Genomic DNA, 18,912 nt, shown 5'->3' with positions numbered 1-18,912 from the left:
CTTTTTCTGTTATTTGTCCATGGTACTGTGGGGACTTTTTTCATTGCTCTCTGGTACGAACTTACGCACGGAACTGTTTTCCAAACCAAAAACTGAACACATTTTTTTCTTAGGATTTTTTCTCTCCTAGGTTGGCTCAGTTTCCCGGTCTATCAAGTGAGCCACAACTATCACCACCGCTTTACTCTGCATTCGGCTGTTGATAAGGAACTGGTTCTGCCAAAAGTCCCATCACTAAAGCCGCTATATCTTCTGCAATTGTTCACCTTCAATTTTTCAGGTGGTTTTGATTCAAGAGGCTTGATCCCCACTTTGAAGGGATTTTGGGGAATGGCAACAGACCGTTTCAACCATCCTTATTTCAGCAATTGGGATGTACATCTTTTTGATGACACCAGCGGGACAACAGCATTCTGTTCGATGGGCTATGGTTCTGGGCTTTCATACTGGTGTGCTGATCTTTGCCTTGCTGATCGGACAACCAATTCTATTCTTAATCATCTCCCTACATCACTTCATCGGCAACTGGCTCTGGTATTTCGTAGGTGCCCCGATGCATTGTGGTCTACGCAGTGACGTGCCAGACTTTCGCAAAGGTGTTCGCACGATCACCTTGGATCCAATTAGTGAATTTCTTTATTGGCATATGAACTGGCATTTGGAACACCACATGTTTGCTGCAGTTCCTTGTTACAATCTATCAAAACTACACAGATTGATGGCTGATGATATGCCGAAGCCTAGGGCAATGTTTGGAGCTTGGAAAGAGATGCGGGAAACCTATCGAAAACAGTTGGAGCATCCAACGAACGAGTTCGATACGCCAGTTCCTGCCCTAAAAAAGGAGAAGATTGAACGTGAGGAACAGCTAGAAGCAGCTTTGGGAACTGAAACCTTGGAGATGGTCCATTGATCCAATTTTTGGAACAAGTAATTCTTAGAGACCATCGACAAGCCAAGTGATTTTTAGGTCATCATGGCCAAACAAAATAGTATTTCAGTTAGGTTTTTTGCCAGTTGATACCCAGATTGAAGACGACTCGACCGATCATGTTCGTCAGGATAACTAAGGGGAGGAGCCACCAAATGGGGGCTTGTACTTCAGTGAGGTAAAACCAGAGAAACGTAAAGCCAATGATCTTAAATGCCCAGTTGGGTGCAAGGCCAATCCCTACGGCCAGTAACAAAGCGATATCAAATCCAGTAGTTTCAAAACCATCGCTGACAAGGAAGAAAATCAAAAGGAGAACCCCCAACAGCTTGATCGATAAATTTTGTCCGAGCCCGATACCTAGGATCAGTAGCAAAATCACATCAAGGCCAATTGCGTGGATCGCTTCCATGATAGCTTACCTATTTAGTTCTTACTCTGCTTGGCTTTCAAATGAAAGCCACATCTGGCCGTAAAAGATGAATACAGTGATGCAAAATTCCTTTACTGTAGTTGTCGCAAAATTAGTGAGCAAATCAAGGTGAATACTTAGAACGCAAAATTTTTCTTGGAGATAAGCGATGAAATGGAGCTGGCTTGTGCTCGTGGTGATGCTTTGCACAATCGTATTCGATACTACACACGCGATGTCCCTGAAGGAATATGCTGAGAAACCTTTTGGCCTTGTGCTGATGCTTCGCCATGCTTTGGCCCCAGGATTTGGAGATCCAAGCAACTTTCAACTGAGAGATTGTAGCACACAGCGGATTTTGGATGAAGTTGGCCGAGAACAGTCCCGCCAAATTGGTAATGCCTTCCGGAATGCAGGCCTGAGATTTGAGGGGGTTTACTCCAGCCAGTGGTGCCGTTGCCTAGAAACAGCCCAGCTGATCAACATGGGGAAAGTTCAGGAATTGACTGGGCTGAATTCTTTTTTTCAAGGTATCGTTCAACGTGAAGCCACCTTGGCTTCTCTTCGAAAGTTTTTGCAGGATCTCCGACCTGATGGAGATCCGGTTCTACTGGTCACCCACCAAGTGACAATCTCTGCCATCACCAGAATGGGTGTTCCCAGCGGAGCAGCAGTTGCCTATGATCCAGTCACTGATCAAGCACAGCGAGTCACCCTGCCAACTGACTAAACTGACTTGGTTTAGTCTTGAACCAGATTTACCCCACGTTCACTGATCTGTAGCCGAACGGGATGTCCCTCTGCAATAATCTCTTTCCCTAGCGGATCAATCACAAAAATCTCCCCTACTGCGCTCTTGATCTCATATTCGAGGTGGCTTCCTAGATACACAGCTTTGCGAACAGTACCTGAAATCCCAGTCGCTTCCGGTCTTGGATCAAGCGTGATTGCCTCCGGACGAACAGCTACTGTCACCTCTCCGATGGGTAGATTCAAATGAGGTAGTTGAATTGTTAATTCATCAAGTTGCAGTGTGCCCATCGTATCGTCACTAGAGATCAACTTTCCGTTAACTAAATTTGCATCTCCAATAAAATCCGCAACAAAGCGTGTTTTTGGACTTTCATAAAGTTCTCTCGGAGAACCTTGCTGAGCGATGACAGCCTCTTTCATCACGATGATCCGATCAGAGACTGCCAGGGCTTCTTCCTGATCATGGGTCACGTAGACCACGGTCAGTTGCAATTGTTGCTGTAGATCCCGAATTTCTTCACGCACTCGGCGTCTTAGTTTTGCGTCCAGATTGGACAGAGGCTCATCGAAAAGCAGCACCTCAGGTTCTAGCACTAGGGCTCTAGCAACAGCAACACGCTGTTGCTGTCCTCCTGAAAGCTCACTGGGCAGGCGTTTTTCAAATCCAGTCAGGCCCACGAGTTTCAAACCATTCAGCGCCTGCTCTTCCACAACATCCTTGGAGAGACGGGACATTGTTAGCCCATAACTGACGTTCTGTAGCACGGTCATGTGGGGAAACAGAGCGTAAGACTGAAAGACCATGCTCACATCACGATCTGTTGCTGGTAACTGTGTTACATCACGACCCCCGATCCTGATCTGGCCTCCAGTAGCCATTTCCAGTCCTGCAATCAAACGCAGAGTGGTCGTCTTCCCACAACCGGATGGGCCAAGCAGAGTAACCAACTCTCCAGGTTGAATTTGAAGGCTGACATCGTGGACTGCTTTGACGGTTCCAAAAGCTTTGGTGACATTTAGGAATTCGACTGCAGTGTGCGTCTTATTGTTCATCCGTTGTCACTCCAGGAAATTGGGCTCGAACCTCGACGGCCCAGTTGACGTTGTCCAACCACCCACTGGATACCACCAATGGCAATCAACATGACGACAATCAGCACAGAACTGTAGGCAATAGCCAAGCCATAGTCTGCATTTTCAACACGGCCAAGAATATACGAGGTCGCCATATCATAGTCTGCACTGACCAGGAAAATGACAGCACTGATAGCAGTCATCGCTCTCACAAAGCTAAATACCAAGGCCGCCAACAAGGCTGGGCGCAATAAGGGAAGCAAAATTTTTCTTAGGGTTGTACTGGAAGGTGCCCCAAGGGTTAGGGATGCCTCATCAAGGCTTGGATCTAACTGAGCCATTGCAGCGACCCCTGCTCGAATACCTGTGGGCATATTGCGGAATAGAAAACAGACGATCAGAATGACCCCAGTCCCAGTTATTTCAATTGGAGGTATATTGAAGGCGAGGATGTAGCCAATGCCGATAACTGTCCCAGGAATCGCAAAGCTGAGCATCGTGATGAATTCGAAAACATCTTTTCCTGCAAAACGTTGACGAACAAGTAACCAAGCCGTGAGTAGGCCCAACCCGGCTGTCAGTGGTGCTGAGATCGCTGAGATCTGCAAAGTGGTCCAAAAAGAATTCCAGGCAGTTCCTTCCCACATCAGACCAAATTCATCAGACCAACCTAAGGCGAAAGCGTCAAAATAGTGCTTAAGGGTAAAATTGTGCTTGTAGCCCCAAGTATCAACAAAACCACCAAAAAGAATCATGCCATAGAGAGTTAGAGTCAGCACACCAAAGGGTACACACACGAGAGTAATCGCAGTACGTACCCGCTGTGGTAATTTTACAGGGATGCCTGCATCTCCTTTGCCTGTAACACTAACGTAGGAACGTTTCCCCAACCAACGACGTTGAATCCAGAAAGCTGTGAGCGTGAATCCCAACAGTACCAAGGCCAAAACCGCAGCCATACCTTGGTCAGCTTGAGCCCCAGCTATCGCGAAAAAGATTTGGGTAGAAAGAACTTCAAAATTTCCACCAAGCACAAGTGGATTTCCAAAGTCCGCCAGACTTTCAATGAATCCTAACAAAAAAGCGTTGGCTAAACCTGGTCTCATCAGTGGCCAGGTGACCGTTTGAAAAGTTTTCCAGCGATTAGCTCTCAGCGTCTGCGCGGCCTCTTCCATTGAAGGACTGACACCTTCAACAACTGCAATCAGCACCAGAAAAGCTATCGGTGTAAAGGCCATAGTTTGAGCAAACCAAATACCTGGAAGACCATATATCCAGCGTGAGGGAGGAATTTCAAAAGCCCATTCAAGAAAAGAGCTGAAAACTCCAGATCGTCCGAATAAGAGAATTATACCAAGACCAATCACAAAGGGTGGCGTAATGATTGGTAATAAAGTGATTGCTTGAAGAATTTTTTTGCCACGAATGGAAGTCCGAGTTACTAACAGTGCGAAGGCTAGGCCGAGCAAGGTAGTTGTTAAACCTACCAGGATAGCCAGATAAAGAGAGTTCCAAGCTACACCACAGCTTAATCCTGTATCCAAACAGCTTAGTTGCCAGATTTTGGAGGAAGTCAGTTTTTTTAAGAAAAGAGCAGGTGCAAGAGTGCCTTCTTCGTTTAGGAAAGCACTCAAGAGAATCTTAGTAACAGGATAGAAGATGAAAAGCAGTACCAGCAGGACGTTCAGGCCTATTGAACCAGTGACAAAACCGTCCCCTTGCACACCACCACGCAAGCTCCAGCCCTGTGTTAGTAGGAAAAGCAGGCAACTGGCAACTAGCAGAGCTCCATAGCCCATCCCCTCCTGAGATGGACCAGGGCTGCCTAGCCAGAGTTGGAGGGTTTCGTTATTCCAACCACGTAAACCAATAACAAAGCCCTGTAAAAGGAGCCAACCAAGACCAAAGCCACCACATCCCATTAGAAATGGGGCAAGACGGGGATTATCACGTCTCCAACTCAAACAAATTATGGGTAGGCCGATGCTTATCAGCAGAGGTAGCAGCCACAAGCGATCCTGCATAAAGATTTGCAAGATCCCCGGAGCATATTCCCCATCCAGTGGCCATCCATCTTCAATCCAGATGAAATTCCAGAATCCATCATAGGCCTGATACCATGGGAGTACCAAGGCCCCAAACCAACCGATGAAAAGCCAAAGTAGAAGAGCTTTGCGGAAAAGGTATGGAGTTGCCTCTCCCCTTTGAATCCGAAGGGAGAGGCTAAGAGAGGTTGAACTCACCGAGGCAGGATTGAGACTTCGTTATCCCACTTGGAGAGCAGACGGGTTCTTACATCCTTGGAACCGTACTTTGCGTGGTCATAGTCAATGACCTTTACACTATCCAGATCTGGTGCTTCTTTAGGAACAGCAGCACCTTTATTGGACGGTACTTGATAGGCACCGACACTGGCAGCCATGCTCTGAATGTCTGCGTTGAGAGCAAAATCATAGAACTTTTTTGCACTCTCCATGTTGCGAGCATCCTTGATGATGCTCATCGAACCAATTTCATAGCCTGTTCCTTCGCAGGGAGCTACAGTTTGAATGGGCATGCCCCTGACCGCTTGAGTTACAGCATCATGCATGAAGACAATCCCGACTGTGGTTTCACCAATTGCAGCAGCCCTGATTGGAGCCCCACCCGATTTAGTGTACTGGCTAACGTTTTGGTGCAGTTGCTTCATGAAGTCAAATCCACCATCTTCTCCAAACAATTGCACCATGGTTGCCAGGGTTGTATAGGAAGTACCTGAGGTGTTTGGATTGGCAATCTGAACTTCGTTCTTGAAAGCTGGATTCAAAAGATCTTTCCAGCATTTTGGTGCAGGGAGTCCTTTGCTTGCGAGCAATTCTTTGTTGTAGCCGTAACCAAGTCCACCCATGTAGATGCCCACCGTACGCCCCCCAGTGGCTTTGTGAGGAGACAGGGCCCAATCCTGAAGTTGGGAAAGCATTGGGGAATTGTAGACTTCTGTCAGTCCTTCTTCAGCAGCTTGCAGGTGTGGATCTCCAGTTCCACCCCACCAGACATCTCCTTTCGGATTTGTTCTTTCTGCTTTGATTTGTGCGAGAGTTTCCCCAGAACTCTTGCGGGTCATGGACACACGGATGCCCGTCTGCTTTTCAAAGGTATTGACCATCAACTCACACCATTCGATTTGTGGGCTACAGTATAGAGTAAGCCGATCTGCTGCCTGCAGCACACTTCCCATCAGCATTGCACCCATCAGAGCGCCAATTCGTTTTGCTATTCTCATGTAAATCTCCCAGTGGAGGTTAGGCCATAAGGCTAAAGCCAATGCTTCCCAAGATGGGACGCAAACCGAACGAAAATGTGCTTTGATTAAGATCACTTTTCAAGACGGATCTTTGTTCGGTTCTTGTTCCTGCGGTAAATTGTCTGTCGGAGATGAGAGAGTGAAGAAAGTTTAAGAGGGATAATTGAAAGATGTAACCAGTCCTTCAGTCAGCCAAAAAAACCGACCTCCACGACCTGAATGAGCAACAGGAGCAAGATTTGTTAAGACACCTTGGTTGACCAATTTGGAAAGAACTCTGAAAAAGTATTCACGGGAACAATGTAGTGCAGCTGAGGTCTTGGTCACAGGTAGTTTTAATTCACCTTGACTGTCAGCATGGCGCAGGCAAGACAACATTACTTGCAACTTTTTGGGGGCTCCAAGGCGAATGGATAGATGAAGGAGTTTCCCAGGATTTACTGCTGGATGAAATTCTGTGCTCACCAATTACTCCGAGGAAGTTAAATGATGCACAAAAAAATACGAATGAAAATTTAGATTTAAATTAAGATCTGCTAAATTTTTAGATTTGATTCAATGAGATGATCTTTCTCTACAAATCTGATTCCACTTTTGATCAGCAGTCTGGGAAAGAAGAACAAAGCAGCATCTTTTGATCGAAAAGAGGGGATTTTTCTGCAAATGACACTACAGTATTTTGGGAGATGTAAATTTGTTACTGCCAATGTGGTACATAGAACAAATTCTGAAGATCTAACTGCCACCCAATCATAGGAATGAAAATGAGCTTTGCTTCCAGATTTTTTGCCAGTGCTTTACTTGCTATTCTCCCTGGATTCTTTAGCCCAATTGCTTGGGCCGATTTGCCCGCCCTGGATTTAAAAAATAGTCGTGTGGCAGTTCCTTCTCTGGCAATACAAACCAATAACAACGGGGCACTGAACGAAATCAAAGATGGAAACGGAAGGATGTCTCTGAGTCTTGAAGATGTGATTTATGGAAAGATTGATGATTTGGATGTGACGGGTGGACTGATTTCAACAAGTGTGGATTTCCAACTCAATGAACAACGAAATTTATCTTTTGCATATACGCAAATCAGTCTTGGAAATTTTGGAAAAATGACTGCAGGGAATTCATCAACTCTATTAGATGCTACCGAAGAGATGTTGTTGGTGGAAACAACTGAAGAGTTTGATGATGGAAAGTCGCATCTGGCAGTGAGTGTTGGCAGGTACATAGCCCCTAAATCTCCAACAACTTTGGGTGTGGTTGGTGGAAAAATGATTCTGAATCAGGAGGACTACTTAATTGGGGGAAGTTTCCAATTGTTCAATGGGCTGAGTGGGATTGGGGATGGAGGACAGTTGCGATTTGGTGGTGGTCAGCAAGATGAGAACATCTCTTATGAGGTGGGTCTGGATTTCTTTCAGACACCACTCAATTCCAAAGTTGAAACCTCTCTTGGACTTTATGTGGATGGGGAATATGCTCTAGATGAGCATATTTTTGGAGCTACATTTGAGCGAGTCGATGGGCAAAATATGGATCAGCAGAATATAGGAACCCGTTGGCTGAAACAGTATGATCGATTCAACCTGGGTCTGAACTATCGAATCTCACTCGTTTGGGATGATGGGGATGATTATGTTTTGAATTGGCTAGGAGTGAGCGCGACTCAAAAATTTTGAGCCATCCTGTCAGGGAGAGAAGTTCTCTTAGTTTAGCAGTTGTTGCAGTTTGTGAACCTGTTCCTCGATAGAAATCCCACCAGTTTCAATGACTTGATCAGCATATCGCAAATAAAGGGGATGTCGCTCTTTAAAGAGTTCCGCCAAACCCTGTCCGGGCCTGCAGGCGATTCCTCTTTTTTCAAAATTGGTAACTCTACTGAGGACATCCTCCAAGGGTAGGTTTAGGAAGATTCTTAGCCCCAGACTCCCCAGATGCGACATTGCAGATTCGCTGTAGACGGCACTGCCTCCGGTTGAAATGATCTGCTGCTCTCCGTCCAGTTGGAGCAGGGTTCGCTCTTCTTCTATACAGAATCCTTCGTATCCCAATCCATCAAAGATATCTTGAAGTGGGCGATCATGGTTTGCTTCCATCAGTAAATCTGTATCCACGAGGTGCCACCCTAGCTTTTCAGCAAGAAGTTCCCCCAGTGTACTTTTCCCAGAACCAGGCATACCCAGCAGGATTAAGTTCTTATGAAGACTTTTTTTCATGAACTGGGAATGGGACAGATGCGCTTAGAGCAAGAACTAATGGATAAACTCCGAGTTCAAGCATGATTTTTGACATGCTCTTGCCAAGCCAGAAGCTGAGCTGCTGTTTGTTCACGACCAGTCTTGACTTCAATCAGCGAAGACTTTTTTGAATGCCATGCCTCTTGATAACTTTTGCAGAGTTGCTCCAGATTTTCTGGTTGGAAGTAAGGCATATCGAACATTGCCGCAACTTTCGAAAATTCGCAACCATGTGGTGTACCAAAAAAACGTTCAAAAATATCCTTCTGCTTAGAGATGGGCAGCATTGAAAAAATCCCTCCGCCATCATTGTTCAGAATAATCAGGGTCATAGGAACTGTGCTTTCTCGGATCAACAGGAGTGAATTCAGATCATGCATTGCAGAAAGATCACCGAGGAGAATTGTGGTTGGTTGCCGATGACCCATGGCCCATCCACAGGCCGTTGCAATTTGACCGTCAATTCCGCTTGCTCCACGATTAGCGGCTATTCGTAAAGGAGTGTTCCGAGTTGTTGAGAGCATGTCCACTTCACGGATTGGTAGGCTGTTTCCAACAAAAAGGGCATGTTCTATTGGTATTTGACAAACCAGCTCCCGAACAATGGATACTTCTCCGAACCTCTCAGTTTTATCCCACCACCGAACTGCCTGCTCTTCCAATGCTTGGGAGCCCTGCTTCCATAGCTCCAGCCACTGAGTTCGTGATGAACTTACTTCTGTACTGGATAGAATTTCATCGAGTGCCTCCCAGTCCAATTGCAACCGCCAGTGGGGACGTTGAGATGGATCTTGCCTGTCGGAATGATTCGTCAAGACGATCTTTTGAGTTGAGTTGCAGTCTTGCCACCATTGCAGCCAGTGTTTTGAGACGCATTGATTTCCTAGGTGAATCCAAACCTCTGGCACAGCCTTTCGCCATTGATCCTGAAGCAAGAGTTGATCTGCCAGATCTATGCGTTGAGATAAATTTCCAAAACGAAATCCAGAGGTAGTGTCTGCAAAGACTGGCCAGTTCAGTTTTTCTAAAAAGTTCCCTACTGAAAGCTGAGCACGAAATGGGAGCTCTCCAACGGTGACCAATCCACGGTCTGCCTTCAGGATTGGACGAAGTGCTTGTAGATCTTCCTTAGCCAGTGATTGGCGTGGGATACCAAATTGAAAATTTGGTGAGGTTACTTTCAGAGGGCTGGATTGTTCATCAGCTAGGAATGGTTCACGAAAAGGTATGTTCAGATGGACTGGACCTGGATCTGGGTAAGCACTTCGCAGAACGGCTTGGGCAGCCCATGATTTAACAGTACTCTCTTGTAAAGTTTGATCGGGGCATCCTGGATCATAAAACCAGCGAGTATGACTACAAAAAAGTCGATTTTGATCAACTGTTTGATTGGCCCCAGTTTGCTGTAATTCTGGTGGTCGGTCTGCAGTAATTGCCAACAAGGGTAGGTGTTCTACACTGGCTTCAATTATAGCTGGGTAGTAATTGGCCCCAGCAGTCCCTGATGTGCAAATCAGTGCTGCTGCTTGATCTCTAGCACGAGACCAGCCTAGTGCAAAATAAGCAGCTGCCCGCTCATCCAGAAAAATTTTGGTGTTTGCTTTAGGATGTCGAGCAGCCGCAACCGTCAAAGGGGTGGAACGAGAACCGGGTGAGATACAGAATTGTGAGATGCCCTGAGCCACCAGCTCTTCAACTAACCAATAGCTCAAACACTCATTGGGGGTCATGAAGGATTTCCGAGCAGGGCTTCCCAGCTACGGAGTTTGTGATCTAACTCTTGCCATTCACGGTCTGGATCAGAACCTTCAACAATGCCTGCACCTGTATACACTGTCAGGGAGTCTCCCTCCAATACTCCGGAACGAATACCCACTGCAAACTCACTTTGCTGTTTGCTAACATAACCAACAGGGCCTGCGTACCAGCCACGGTCAAATGATTCAAAGTTGTTGATTTGCATTCTCGATACTGCTTGAGGCAATCCACATACTGCAGGGGTTGGATGTAGCGAGTTAAGAAGCTGAGCATCTGTCACTTCATCCAGCAGTCGTCCTCGCAGACGACTTTGCAAATGTTGAACATGCTTTAGTCTGAGGGGTTCAAGATGAGAGAGCCTTTCCACTACTCGGCAATTTTCTGAGAAGCGCTCTTCCATGAAGCGCAAAACAACAAGATGTTCCCGAACTTCTTTTGTGTCGTGGAACAACTCGTGGGTCAACTGCTCATCATGATATGCGTTCTGTCCTCTTGGTCTAGTGCCCGCCAAGGCCTCACTTTCTAGGTTCTGGCGCTTCCTTTTGAATAATCTTTCAGGTGTAATGCTCAAAAAGGCAGGACCTTGCGTATCCTGCCATCCAAAGTGGTAGGCATGGGGTGCTTGTTGACGGAGTTGATTCAGCAGATCGAAGGGATCGGGGCTTTTGTTCAATTGGAAATGGGATTGTCGAGCCAAGACGATTTTTTCGAAGTGACTAGCTCGAATTTGGCTGAGGGCTGCTTCGACCGAATGACTCCAATCAACTAAATTGGGAGTGTCATTCCTCTCAAAAATACTAATTCTCTGGCTGTCAAATAGTCGTTGGTTGGAGGGGGACTTTAAACGGTCCAATAAGTCAAAAAGCTCCTGAGTTGTCGAGGCTCCTTCAATGTTTTGAGCAAGATGCACCCAGAGAAAACTACCATTTGAGTCTTGTTGAACCATTAGAAATGGCAATACAAAGGCAGCTTGTTGAAAGCTACCACACTGTTGAGTTGCCTTAGTTGAGTTGTGGAAAGGTATGCCACCAAGAAAGGCAGTGTTGGGAGGAATGAGCTTCTGCCATCCAGATACTTTCTGCATCACCTCATCGGTAGAACCCTTTATCTGGAGGGCAGCCCCCAATCCCGCCATCTGAAATTGGTGATCTCGGTCGGACCAATAAACACGAGTAGCTCCTTCTTGGTGTTGAAGCCACTCAAGAGGATCTGGTTCTACAATCGGAATACAGAGTTGAAGAATAGGACTTTGATTGCGATGCTGCCAGCGTGGTAGCATCTCGTGCAAGTGTTCTAGAGCACTTGGCCAATCAAGCGGTGTGGGTTGTGGTTGAAGCTGCAACGACATCGTGAACTGACTAAAATACGGTATGAGAGTTGGCTGTTATCAATTTCTATTATTTTTTCATATCTACCTTGCTTACAACAAGCCCGAAGAAATCTGCACCATCAATTTAACGACGCCATGCCTGGGAAAATACGATGGGATCTGGGTAGGCTCCCAACCTATATTTCTCTCTTTGCTGACGGGTAAATTGCACTATGTGTGGAATTTCTTTTGGTGGCACATCACGCAATTCAGGGACCCAGCGAATGATGAATTCTCCATTTGGGTCATACCGCAGGGTTTGGGTGACCAAATTGAAGTAACGATCTTCTCTTGGATCGTTACCAACCCCAGCGACATAGTTCCAGTTACCCCAGTTACTGTGAACATCATAGTCAATCAAGCGACTTTCGAAGTAGGCAGCACCCAAGCGCCAATCCTGTCGAAGGTCTCGAACTAGAAAACTAGCCACGTTTTGTCTGCCTCGATTAGACATGTAGCCTGTTGCGTTGAGCTTCCTCATGTGTGCATCCACAAAAGGAACTCCTGTTTCACCCTGACACCAAGCTTCGAGCCACTTTTCCCAATGTTCTACTTTTGATGATTGGTTGCGTATACCACCGGAACGAAATAATTTTTCACCATGCAACTGTGTGATCCAGCGAAAGTATTCTCGCCACCAGAGCTCGAAAATCAGCCAGTACGTTGAATCGTTGGCAACCACATCATTCTCGTATCGTCGGACCTCTTGATAAACATGCTTTGGAGATAGGCAACCTAGAGCCAGCCAGGGTGAAAGTTTTGCTGAGTCATCTGCTTTCAGCATCCCATTGCGTGTCTCTTTGTAGGTATGGATTGCATGTGATTTCCATAAGTAGTGTTGAACACGGGACAATGCTGCGGTCTCTCCACCGGCAAAGCGATAGACACTACGAATGTCCCGAATGAAAGGCTCAAAACCCAGATCTTCCAGATTAGGAATGATACCCGGTGGACAGTCCTGAGGATGGGGAGGAAGAATTTTTGGGACTGGAATGGGACGACTGATTGGAACTTCTTTTTCTACCTGTTTGCGGAAATTACTGAAAACTTGTGGGAGGTCAACCAAAGAGAAAGGAAGTTCAGTTTCTTTCAGCAAACTATTCCCGTCACAGAGTCGTAAGGGGACCTTTAGTCTCTCACGGAGGTTGTCTTCTTCAAGTTTTTCTTCAGGAGCATGTTCATGGTGAGCAAAGACGACATCCACCCGATGACATTCTGCCAATTCCGCAATAATCTCAGGTGGGTTACCCTTTCGAAAGATCAATTCTCCTCCTCGTTCCTGAGCATGCTTCCTGAAGTCGCCCAGGCTTTGCAGTAGAAATTCTAGGCGGATATTATTGATCTTCGGGAACCCATAAGCGGTATCTTGAAACCAGGAATTCGGCAGGCAATAGACCAATAATATTTGGTCGGACTTCTCCAGAGCACACTGCAAGGGCAAGTGGTCATGAAACCGAAGATCGTTACGAAGCCATACAAGCGTGGTTCTCATGAAGCCATGGGATTGAGGGAGAGCAACGCCATTGGTAACCTTTTAAGGTCTTTGGTTGCCAAAAGTCATCCTCTGGTGAACGTCAATTGTGCAAGCGAAGAAATTGATGCACCATTTACGAAACCCAGAGAACCGATGAGCAAACGCTCATCGGTGGCAATGTAAGAGATTAGAAAAGAAAGTCGAACAAATTCGTCAGGGGGTGCTACGTTTTGCAGCAATTTGGCGAGCAGAATTGTTGAGGATGGCCTTGCGAGGACGAATACTTTTCGGAGTCACTTCCACCACTTCGTCATCAACAATGAACTCAATGGCTTGTTCCAGCGTAAGCGGCAACACAGGAGTCAGAACAGTGTTCTCGTCTTTCCCAGAAGCACGAACATTGGTCAGTTTTTTTTCTTTACAAGGGTTAACGTTCAAATCGCTATTTCGATTATGCTCACCAATGATCATCCCTTCATAAACTTCGATACCTGGTCCAAGAAAAAGTCGACCCCTAGGTTCTAAGTTAAACAGCGCATAAGCTACTGATTTTCCACTTCGGTCTGCAACTAAAGACCCTGTCAAGCGAGTTGGTAAAGCTCCACGATGGGGCTCATAGCCGAGGAGCATGGAGTTGAGAATACCGGTACCGCGGGTATCAGTTAGAAACTCACTGCGGTATCCGATCAGTCCTCGAGATGGAACCTGAAACTGAGCTCTGATCCGGCCCGTACCATGATTGACCAAATTGACCATTCTCCCTTTACGGAGTGATAATTTTTCAGAAACAATTCCTAGAAAATCCTCGTCACAATCAATGTAGACTTCTTCAATGGGTTCCAGTAGCTGAGTCCCTTCACGTCGAGAGATGACTTCTGGGCGCCCTACGGAAAGCTCGAATCCTTCTCGGCGCATGGTTTCGATCAAAATCGACATTTGCAGTTCACCACGCCCTTTCACCAGGAAACATTCGGCATCATCAGTGTCTTCTACTTGCAAGGACACATTCCTTAGAGTTTCCCGAAGTAATCTTTCCCGAAGTTTTGTGGACTGAACAAACTTCCCTTCTCGTCCAGAAAGCGGGGAGGTGTTTGTGAAGAATCTCATGGATACTGTGGGCTCGTCAATTCGCAGCCGTGGGAGCGCCTGAGGACTTTCCGCATGACAGATCGTGTCACCAATATGAACGTCTTCAACTCCAGCGAGAATCAGAATGTCCCCTGCCTCAATTTCGCCGACTTCTGCCATGGTAGTTCCAAGATATACCTGCAACTTCGTGGCACGCAGGGCCTTTGTGCCTTTTTCACCCAGGCAGACAAGAGGTTCATTGCGTTGTACCTGCCCGTTCATTACTCGACCTACAGCGAGGCGTCCCAAGAATTCGGAATAACTGAGATCAGCAACCAACATCTGAAAAGGAGCTTCCTCCTTGAAACGTGGAGGAGATACATGCTTCACGACTCCATCTAATAAAGGTTCAAGAGAATTTGAATCAGCGTCCAAAGAGGTTTTTGCAATGCCTTCGCGTCCAATGGCAAAAAACACTGGAAAGTCAATTTGCTCATCATCGGCTTCCAAATCGATAAATAGGTCATAGACTTCATTCAGAACTTCATCAGGACGGGCATCTTGTCGATCAATTTTATTGACGACAACCAAGACTTGTAGTCGGTTTTCAAGAGCTTTTTTCAAGACGAAGCGGGTTTGAGGCAGAGGGCCTTCAGAAGCATCGACAAGCAAAATTGCACCATCAACCATAGTCAGGGCTCTTTCAACTTCTCCCCCAAAATCTGAGTGTCCCGGGGTATCAAGAATGTTGATTTTGGTGCCTTTCCATTCAATGGAGCAATTCTTGGCAGAAATCGTGATTCCACGTTCCCGCTCCAGGTCCATGGAGTCCATTAGGCGGTCACTGATTTCTTGGTTTTCACGGAACAATCCACTTTGACGAAACATCTGATCGACAAGTGTGGTTTTGCCATGGTCAACATGTGCAATAATGGCTAAATTACGAATTTTCGGGTTGGTGACTAACTGCATAAGGTTTGGGTTGGGATGAAACTCAAAAAAGGCTGGGTAACCTGGGCTGGCCGAGTGGCTGGTTGGTTACGAACGTTGCTATTGGCAGGCTTGATCTTTTGGGGAGTGACTATTTGGCAGGTCCGTGAACTGGTGCCTGAGAAAGAACTTGCCCCACAATTTCGGCTTTTTGCCAGAGACGGACAAACATACAGTTTATCTGATGCAAAAGGAAAGACTCTTTTGCTCTACTTCTTTGCTCCTTGGTGTACGGTTTGTCATTTCAGTATCAGTAATTTGGAAGGTTTGCAGTCAAAGCAGGAAGAGGGAGAATTGTTGATCTGGTTGGTTGCTCTCTCTTATCAAAGCTTGGAGGAGGTTGATGTGTTTTTACAGCGGCATCAATTGCGGTATCCTATTCTTTTTGGCGATCAAGAGATGGCAGCAAATTACCACATTGGAGCTTTCCCAACATATTACGTTGTTGATCCCACAGGAAAAGTTGCTGCTCGATCGGTTGGCTACAGTACGGAACTTGGATTGCGTTGGCAAACCCGTTGATAATAATGGTAAATTTTATTTGATTGAATCATCAACGTTGAATTATTTTAAACGCTTGCCAAACTAGTTGTTGTCTTTCAACTCGGAGTAGAGAATGGATGAAATAAAAGACAGGCAAGAGTTGCTGTTGGAGATTGAACAACTTAAGCTGAACAACGCCGTTTGGTGGAGAAAATGGATAAGATGCGAAAGTGGAACAACTCGCTTTTGCAGAAAAATTGGCAGGAATCCGAAGATCAGACCTTACTGAAATTTTCTGAGCAGGACAGCGAAATCCCCAACCCAAAGGAGTTGCTTCAGGAACTGAGAATTCATCAGGAAGAGTTGTGCGTGCAGAACGAAGAACTGCTGAAAATTCGCTATTCCTTGGAGGAATCACGCTCACGTTACCAAGCCCTCTTTCGTAATTCACCTCTCCCATGCCTCGTTCTCAACGAGTCATCACGAATTCTTGAGCTGAACCACAGGGCTGCCAACCTGCTTGCACAATCAAACCCAGATTTACATCCTAAAAGGATGCCGATGTCGCTTTTTTTTGCATCGATATTCTCAAGAAAATTTTCGGCGCTTCATTGACCGAGTACATCAAAATTCCGAAGCCCAACGAGAAGAATGGAAGTTGCGTGATGAGCAAATTGTTGTTGCTCACGGCTTTGCCCTTGCCCCCACAGAAGACGGTAGAATTGAAGGATGTCAGGTCGTGCTTGAAAATGTTACGTTGCAATGCCAAGAGAAGTTCTAGAAACTTCAGGAGTGAGAGTATCGATTGTTACAGGCTCAGCAATTAGCACGTTTGGGTGATTGGCAATGGGAAGAAGGGCAAATTTTCTGCTCGCCCCATCTCTTCACTCTCCTGAAAATCCATCCCTCAACGAGCCCAACGAATTTTTTTCAGGCTTATTTGGACCGCGTGCCAGAGCATGATCAGGAAAAGGTTCGTAGTCAATGGCAGCAGGTGATTGAAAAGGGTAAGCCATTTACCTTGAACCATTTCTATCTCCTGCCTGGTAGAGATCGCTTACAATTGTGAGTTCAGGGTAGCCCAGTTCAACGTACAGGAACTCAACGCTACCTGGGATTTGTTCAAGTGATTGAATCTGAAGAAACAAAATCAGCCCACTAAGACTTCTCTAAAAACTCAAATTCGAGTCCGATAGCCACTTATTGAATTTAAGTTTCCTCTTCCGGCTCTGGAATTTTTTCTGCAAGCAAATCTTTTAACTTGCCTACTCACTCCAAAGAAACTTCCACCTGATACACAAAAGAGCATTGATGCAAGTTCCTCTTCTTGATTTACGCCCTCAGCATGAAGTCTTACGGGATGAAATAATCGCTGCAGTCACGGATGTGATTGACTCAACTCGCTACATCATGGGGCCTGAGTTGGAAAGGTTTGAAGAAGCTGTGGCTGAATACAGTGGTTGCAAATATTCTTTGGGTGTCTCTTCAGGAACAGATGCTTTACTGCTTGCCCTGATGTCACTCAATATTGGTCCAGGAGATAAAGTACTGGTTCCAGATTTTTCTTTTTTTGCTACTGCAGGAGTAGTGTCACGTCTGAATGCAGAACCTGTTTTTCTTGAAATTGATCCTGCAACCTTCAATCTCTGCCCAAAACATCTCGAAGAAAAATTAGAGAGTTACACCGAAGAGGAACTGGCTCAGGTTAAGGCAGTGATCCCAGTTCATCTTTTCGGACAGTGTGCGGATATGCAGGCCATTCTTGGCGTTGCACAGCAATTTGGGATAGCTGTCGTTGAAGATGCAGCCCAGGCCATTGGAGCAGAGTACCGATTGAATGGCGAAGCCCGGAGAGCAGGAGCTATGAGTGACGTGGGCTGCATGTCCTTTTTCCCATCCAAAAACCTTGGGGGAGTTGGGGACGGTGGGATGGTGACCACGAACGATTCTGAATTACACCATCAGCTTCACATCAAGCGCGTCCATGGTGCAGAACCGAAATATTATCACAAGGTGATCGGTGGAAATTTCAGAATGGATCCAATTCAGGCCTGTGTACTGCGAATCAAGTTACAACGCCTCGAAGTTTGGCATGAGCAACGTCGTCAAAATGCTACACAATACAATCAGTTGCTTGGTGAGGCGCAATTGGAGGAAGTTGTTTGTCCTGCTGCTGTCTATCAGGATGACAATCTACTCAATCATCATATATATAATCAGTACACGGTGCGTGTGCAGCGGAGGGAAGATCTCAGAAAGTTTCTTCAGGAAAGAGGAGTAGCCACCGAAATTTACTATCCTGTGCCTTTTCACCGACAGGAGTGTTTTGCAGATCTTGGCTATCGACTCGGAAGCCTACCTGAGTCTGACAGAGCTGCACAGGAAGTGCTAGCACTTCCTGTTTACCCAGGGTTAACCTCTGAAATGCAGGAATACGTAGTAGAGAACTTAATTGAATTCTATCGGAGCTAATTCAGGCCTGATAATTTTTGCAGATGGTTTGAGCTTCCTCGCAATTAGTCAACAATTGCCTGATGGCCTCCAAATCTTCTACTAATCTGGATTGCATATATTCTATCTGCTCACGCACTCTTTCTGGGGCAGGGCTTCCGAGATGATCCCGCTGTGTTAATACCCCCAGTGGGCTTTGTAATGCAGCAAAATCCTCATCAGAGAAAGTAATTCTCAAGTTCTCATCATCCAGAGTAGTCTGAAGCGCTTCTTTTGTGATGGATTCACTTGGTGAAGAGAGTCGGACAGCCTTGGCTAGCAGATGGTAGCACGTTCGGAACGGGATCCCATGATTCCTCGAGAGAGAGTCAGCTAGATCGACTGCGTTCATGAAACCCTCGTTGCAGCGGTTCCGCATTACCTTTTTACGAATTTCCAAATCAGATATCACTCCAGAGAGAATGTTGGGTGCTGGCTCACATTCTCGGATCACGTCCATCACGAGATACTTACAAACCTGGCTATCTCGATTGTAACCGCTGACCATCCCTTTGGGGACTCCTAACAACGATTGAAGGAGTCCGTGAGCAAGCGCTGTCTTCCCCTTGATAACTTCTGCAAAATCAGGATTTTTC

General features: G+C 46.1%; 17 protein-coding genes. 6 read left to right on the top strand and 11 right to left on the bottom strand.

All coding sequences use genetic code 11. The features are described from left to right. Positions 1 to 373: 373 nt before the first annotated feature. Positions 374 to 913 carry a fatty acid desaturase gene (locus P8O70_01270; GenBank protein ID MDG2195514.1) on the top strand — a complete coding sequence of 180 codons (540 nt, stop codon included), beginning with the start codon at positions 374 to 376 and terminating at the stop codon, positions 911 to 913. An 88-nt stretch (positions 914 to 1,001) separates the two neighbouring features. On the opposite strand, the gene P8O70_01265 is transcribed toward P8O70_01270, so the two are convergent. After that, a complete protein-coding gene (locus P8O70_01265; GenBank protein ID MDG2195513.1) occupies positions 1,002 to 1,343 on the bottom strand; it encodes a hypothetical protein in 342 nt (113 codons plus the stop codon). 169 nt (positions 1,344 to 1,512) lie between these two features. Here P8O70_01265 and P8O70_01260 point away from each other — a divergent pair, with 169 nt between their 5' ends. After that, the gene (locus tag P8O70_01260) at positions 1,513 to 2,073 is read left to right on the top strand and encodes a histidine phosphatase family protein (protein MDG2195512.1); all 561 of its coding nucleotides are present in this window, start codon (positions 1,513 to 1,515) and stop codon (positions 2,071 to 2,073) included. An 11-nt stretch (positions 2,074 to 2,084) separates the two neighbouring features. Here P8O70_01260 and P8O70_01255 read toward each other — a convergent pair whose 3' ends face one another. From P8O70_01255 to P8O70_01240, 4 genes are all read right to left on the bottom strand, one after another. Beyond that, positions 2,085 to 3,149, bottom strand: coding sequence for an ABC transporter ATP-binding protein (locus P8O70_01255; GenBank protein MDG2195511.1), 1,065 nt, complete (start codon positions 3,147 to 3,149; stop codon positions 2,085 to 2,087). Next, on the bottom strand, positions 3,146 to 5,413 hold the full coding sequence (locus P8O70_01250) for an iron ABC transporter permease (protein ID MDG2195510.1): 2,268 nt from the start codon (positions 5,411 to 5,413) through the stop codon (positions 3,146 to 3,148). Before P8O70_01250 ends, P8O70_01255 begins: the two co-directional genes overlap by 4 nt. Continuing rightward, on the bottom strand, positions 5,410 to 6,432 hold the full coding sequence (locus P8O70_01245; GenBank protein ID MDG2195509.1) for an ABC transporter substrate-binding protein: 1,023 nt from the start codon (positions 6,430 to 6,432) through the stop codon (positions 5,410 to 5,412). The genes P8O70_01250 and P8O70_01245 overlap by 4 nt, the downstream gene beginning before the upstream one ends. Before the next feature lie 171 nt (positions 6,433 to 6,603). Further along, entirely contained in the window at positions 6,604 to 6,918 is a 315-nt protein-coding gene (locus P8O70_01240) for a hypothetical protein (GenBank protein MDG2195508.1), read from the bottom strand. Positions 6,919 to 7,217: 299 nt separating this feature from the next. On the opposite strand from P8O70_01240, the gene P8O70_01235 reads away from it, so the two are divergent. Then, positions 7,218 to 8,126, top strand: a complete 909-nt coding sequence (locus tag P8O70_01235; GenBank protein ID MDG2195507.1) for a hypothetical protein — start codon at positions 7,218 to 7,220, stop codon at positions 8,124 to 8,126. A 27-nt stretch (positions 8,127 to 8,153) separates the two neighbouring features. Here P8O70_01235 and P8O70_01230 read toward each other — a convergent pair whose 3' ends face one another. From P8O70_01230 to typA, 5 genes are all read right to left on the bottom strand, one after another. After that, a complete protein-coding gene (locus P8O70_01230) occupies positions 8,154 to 8,663 on the bottom strand; it encodes a shikimate kinase (GenBank protein ID MDG2195506.1) in 510 nt (169 codons plus the stop codon). A 56-nt stretch (positions 8,664 to 8,719) separates the two neighbouring features. Further along, positions 8,720 to 10,414, bottom strand: a complete 1,695-nt coding sequence (gene menD / locus P8O70_01225) for a 2-succinyl-5-enolpyruvyl-6-hydroxy-3-cyclohexene-1-carboxylic-acid synthase (GenBank protein MDG2195505.1) — start codon at positions 10,412 to 10,414, stop codon at positions 8,720 to 8,722. Further along, the gene (locus P8O70_01220) at positions 10,411 to 11,790 is read right to left on the bottom strand and encodes an isochorismate synthase (GenBank protein MDG2195504.1); all 1,380 of its coding nucleotides are present in this window, start codon (positions 11,788 to 11,790) and stop codon (positions 10,411 to 10,413) included. The genes menD and P8O70_01220 overlap by 4 nt, the downstream gene beginning before the upstream one ends. 106 nt (positions 11,791 to 11,896) lie before the next feature. After that, complete coding sequence (locus tag P8O70_01215; protein MDG2195503.1) at positions 11,897 to 13,303, bottom strand: DASH family cryptochrome; 1,407 nt, start codon at positions 13,301 to 13,303, stop codon at positions 11,897 to 11,899. Between the two features lie 195 nt (positions 13,304 to 13,498). Beyond that, a complete protein-coding gene (typA, locus tag P8O70_01210) occupies positions 13,499 to 15,325 on the bottom strand; it encodes a translational GTPase TypA (GenBank protein ID MDG2195502.1) in 1,827 nt (608 codons plus the stop codon). Between the two features lie 15 nt (positions 15,326 to 15,340). Here typA and P8O70_01205 point away from each other — a divergent pair, with 15 nt between their 5' ends. The 3 genes from P8O70_01205 to P8O70_01195 all read left to right on the top strand — a co-directional run bounded on the left by P8O70_01205 (position 15,341) and on the right by P8O70_01195 (position 18,298). Beyond that, positions 15,341 to 15,865: a TlpA disulfide reductase family protein gene (locus tag P8O70_01205; protein MDG2195501.1), complete on the top strand. Its 525-nt coding sequence runs from the start codon at positions 15,341 to 15,343 to the stop codon at positions 15,863 to 15,865. A 174-nt stretch (positions 15,866 to 16,039) separates the two neighbouring features. Then, a complete protein-coding gene (locus P8O70_01200) occupies positions 16,040 to 16,441 on the top strand; it encodes a hypothetical protein (GenBank protein MDG2195500.1) in 402 nt (133 codons plus the stop codon). A 696-nt stretch (positions 16,442 to 17,137) separates the two neighbouring features. Beyond that, the gene (locus P8O70_01195; protein ID MDG2195499.1) at positions 17,138 to 18,298 is read left to right on the top strand and encodes a DegT/DnrJ/EryC1/StrS family aminotransferase; all 1,161 of its coding nucleotides are present in this window, start codon (positions 17,138 to 17,140) and stop codon (positions 18,296 to 18,298) included. A 1-nt stretch (position 18,299) separates the two neighbouring features. On the opposite strand, the gene P8O70_01190 is transcribed toward P8O70_01195, so the two are convergent. After that, positions 18,300 to 18,912: argininosuccinate lyase (locus tag P8O70_01190; GenBank protein MDG2195498.1), on the bottom strand; the 613-nt coding region annotated here is incomplete at its 5' end.

Source organism: SAR324 cluster bacterium (genome assembly GCA_029245725.1).
GTDB lineage: Bacteria > SAR324 > SAR324 > SAR324 > NAC60-12 > JCVI-SCAAA005.
The sequence above is the reverse complement of the archived record's forward strand: the minus strand, read 5'-3'. Positions and strand labels throughout refer to the sequence as shown.

Bases quoted from the DNA above. Each gene is read 5' to 3' on its own strand.
- P8O70_01270 (MDG2195514.1), top strand. From the start codon at position 374: ATGTACATCTTTTTGATGACACCAGCGGGACAACAGCATTCTGTTCGA.
- P8O70_01265 (MDG2195513.1), bottom strand. From the start codon at position 1,343: ATGGAAGCGATCCACGCAATTGGCCTTGATGTGATTTTGCTACTGATC.
- P8O70_01260 (MDG2195512.1), top strand. From the start codon at position 1,513: ATGAAATGGAGCTGGCTTGTGCTCGTGGTGATGCTTTGCACAATCGTA.
- P8O70_01255 (MDG2195511.1), bottom strand. From the start codon at position 3,149: ATGAACAATAAGACGCACACTGCAGTCGAATTCCTAAATGTCACCAAA.
- P8O70_01245 (MDG2195509.1), bottom strand. From the start codon at position 6,432: ATGAGAATAGCAAAACGAATTGGCGCTCTGATGGGTGCAATGCTGATG.
- P8O70_01235 (MDG2195507.1), top strand. From the start codon at position 7,218: ATGAGCTTTGCTTCCAGATTTTTTGCCAGTGCTTTACTTGCTATTCTC.
- P8O70_01230 (MDG2195506.1), bottom strand. From the start codon at position 8,663: ATGAAAAAAAGTCTTCATAAGAACTTAATCCTGCTGGGTATGCCTGGT.
- menD (MDG2195505.1), bottom strand. From the start codon at position 10,414: ATGACCCCCAATGAGTGTTTGAGCTATTGGTTAGTTGAAGAGCTGGTG.
- P8O70_01220 (MDG2195504.1), bottom strand. From the start codon at position 11,790: ATGTCGTTGCAGCTTCAACCACAACCCACACCGCTTGATTGGCCAAGT.
- P8O70_01215 (MDG2195503.1), bottom strand. From the start codon at position 13,303: ATGAGAACCACGCTTGTATGGCTTCGTAACGATCTTCGGTTTCATGAC.
- typA (MDG2195502.1), bottom strand. From the start codon at position 15,325: ATGCAGTTAGTCACCAACCCGAAAATTCGTAATTTAGCCATTATTGCA.
- P8O70_01205 (MDG2195501.1), top strand. From the start codon at position 15,341: ATGAAACTCAAAAAAGGCTGGGTAACCTGGGCTGGCCGAGTGGCTGGT.
- P8O70_01200 (MDG2195500.1), top strand. From the start codon at position 16,040: ATGGATAAGATGCGAAAGTGGAACAACTCGCTTTTGCAGAAAAATTGG.
- P8O70_01195 (MDG2195499.1), top strand. From the start codon at position 17,138: ATGCAAGTTCCTCTTCTTGATTTACGCCCTCAGCATGAAGTCTTACGG.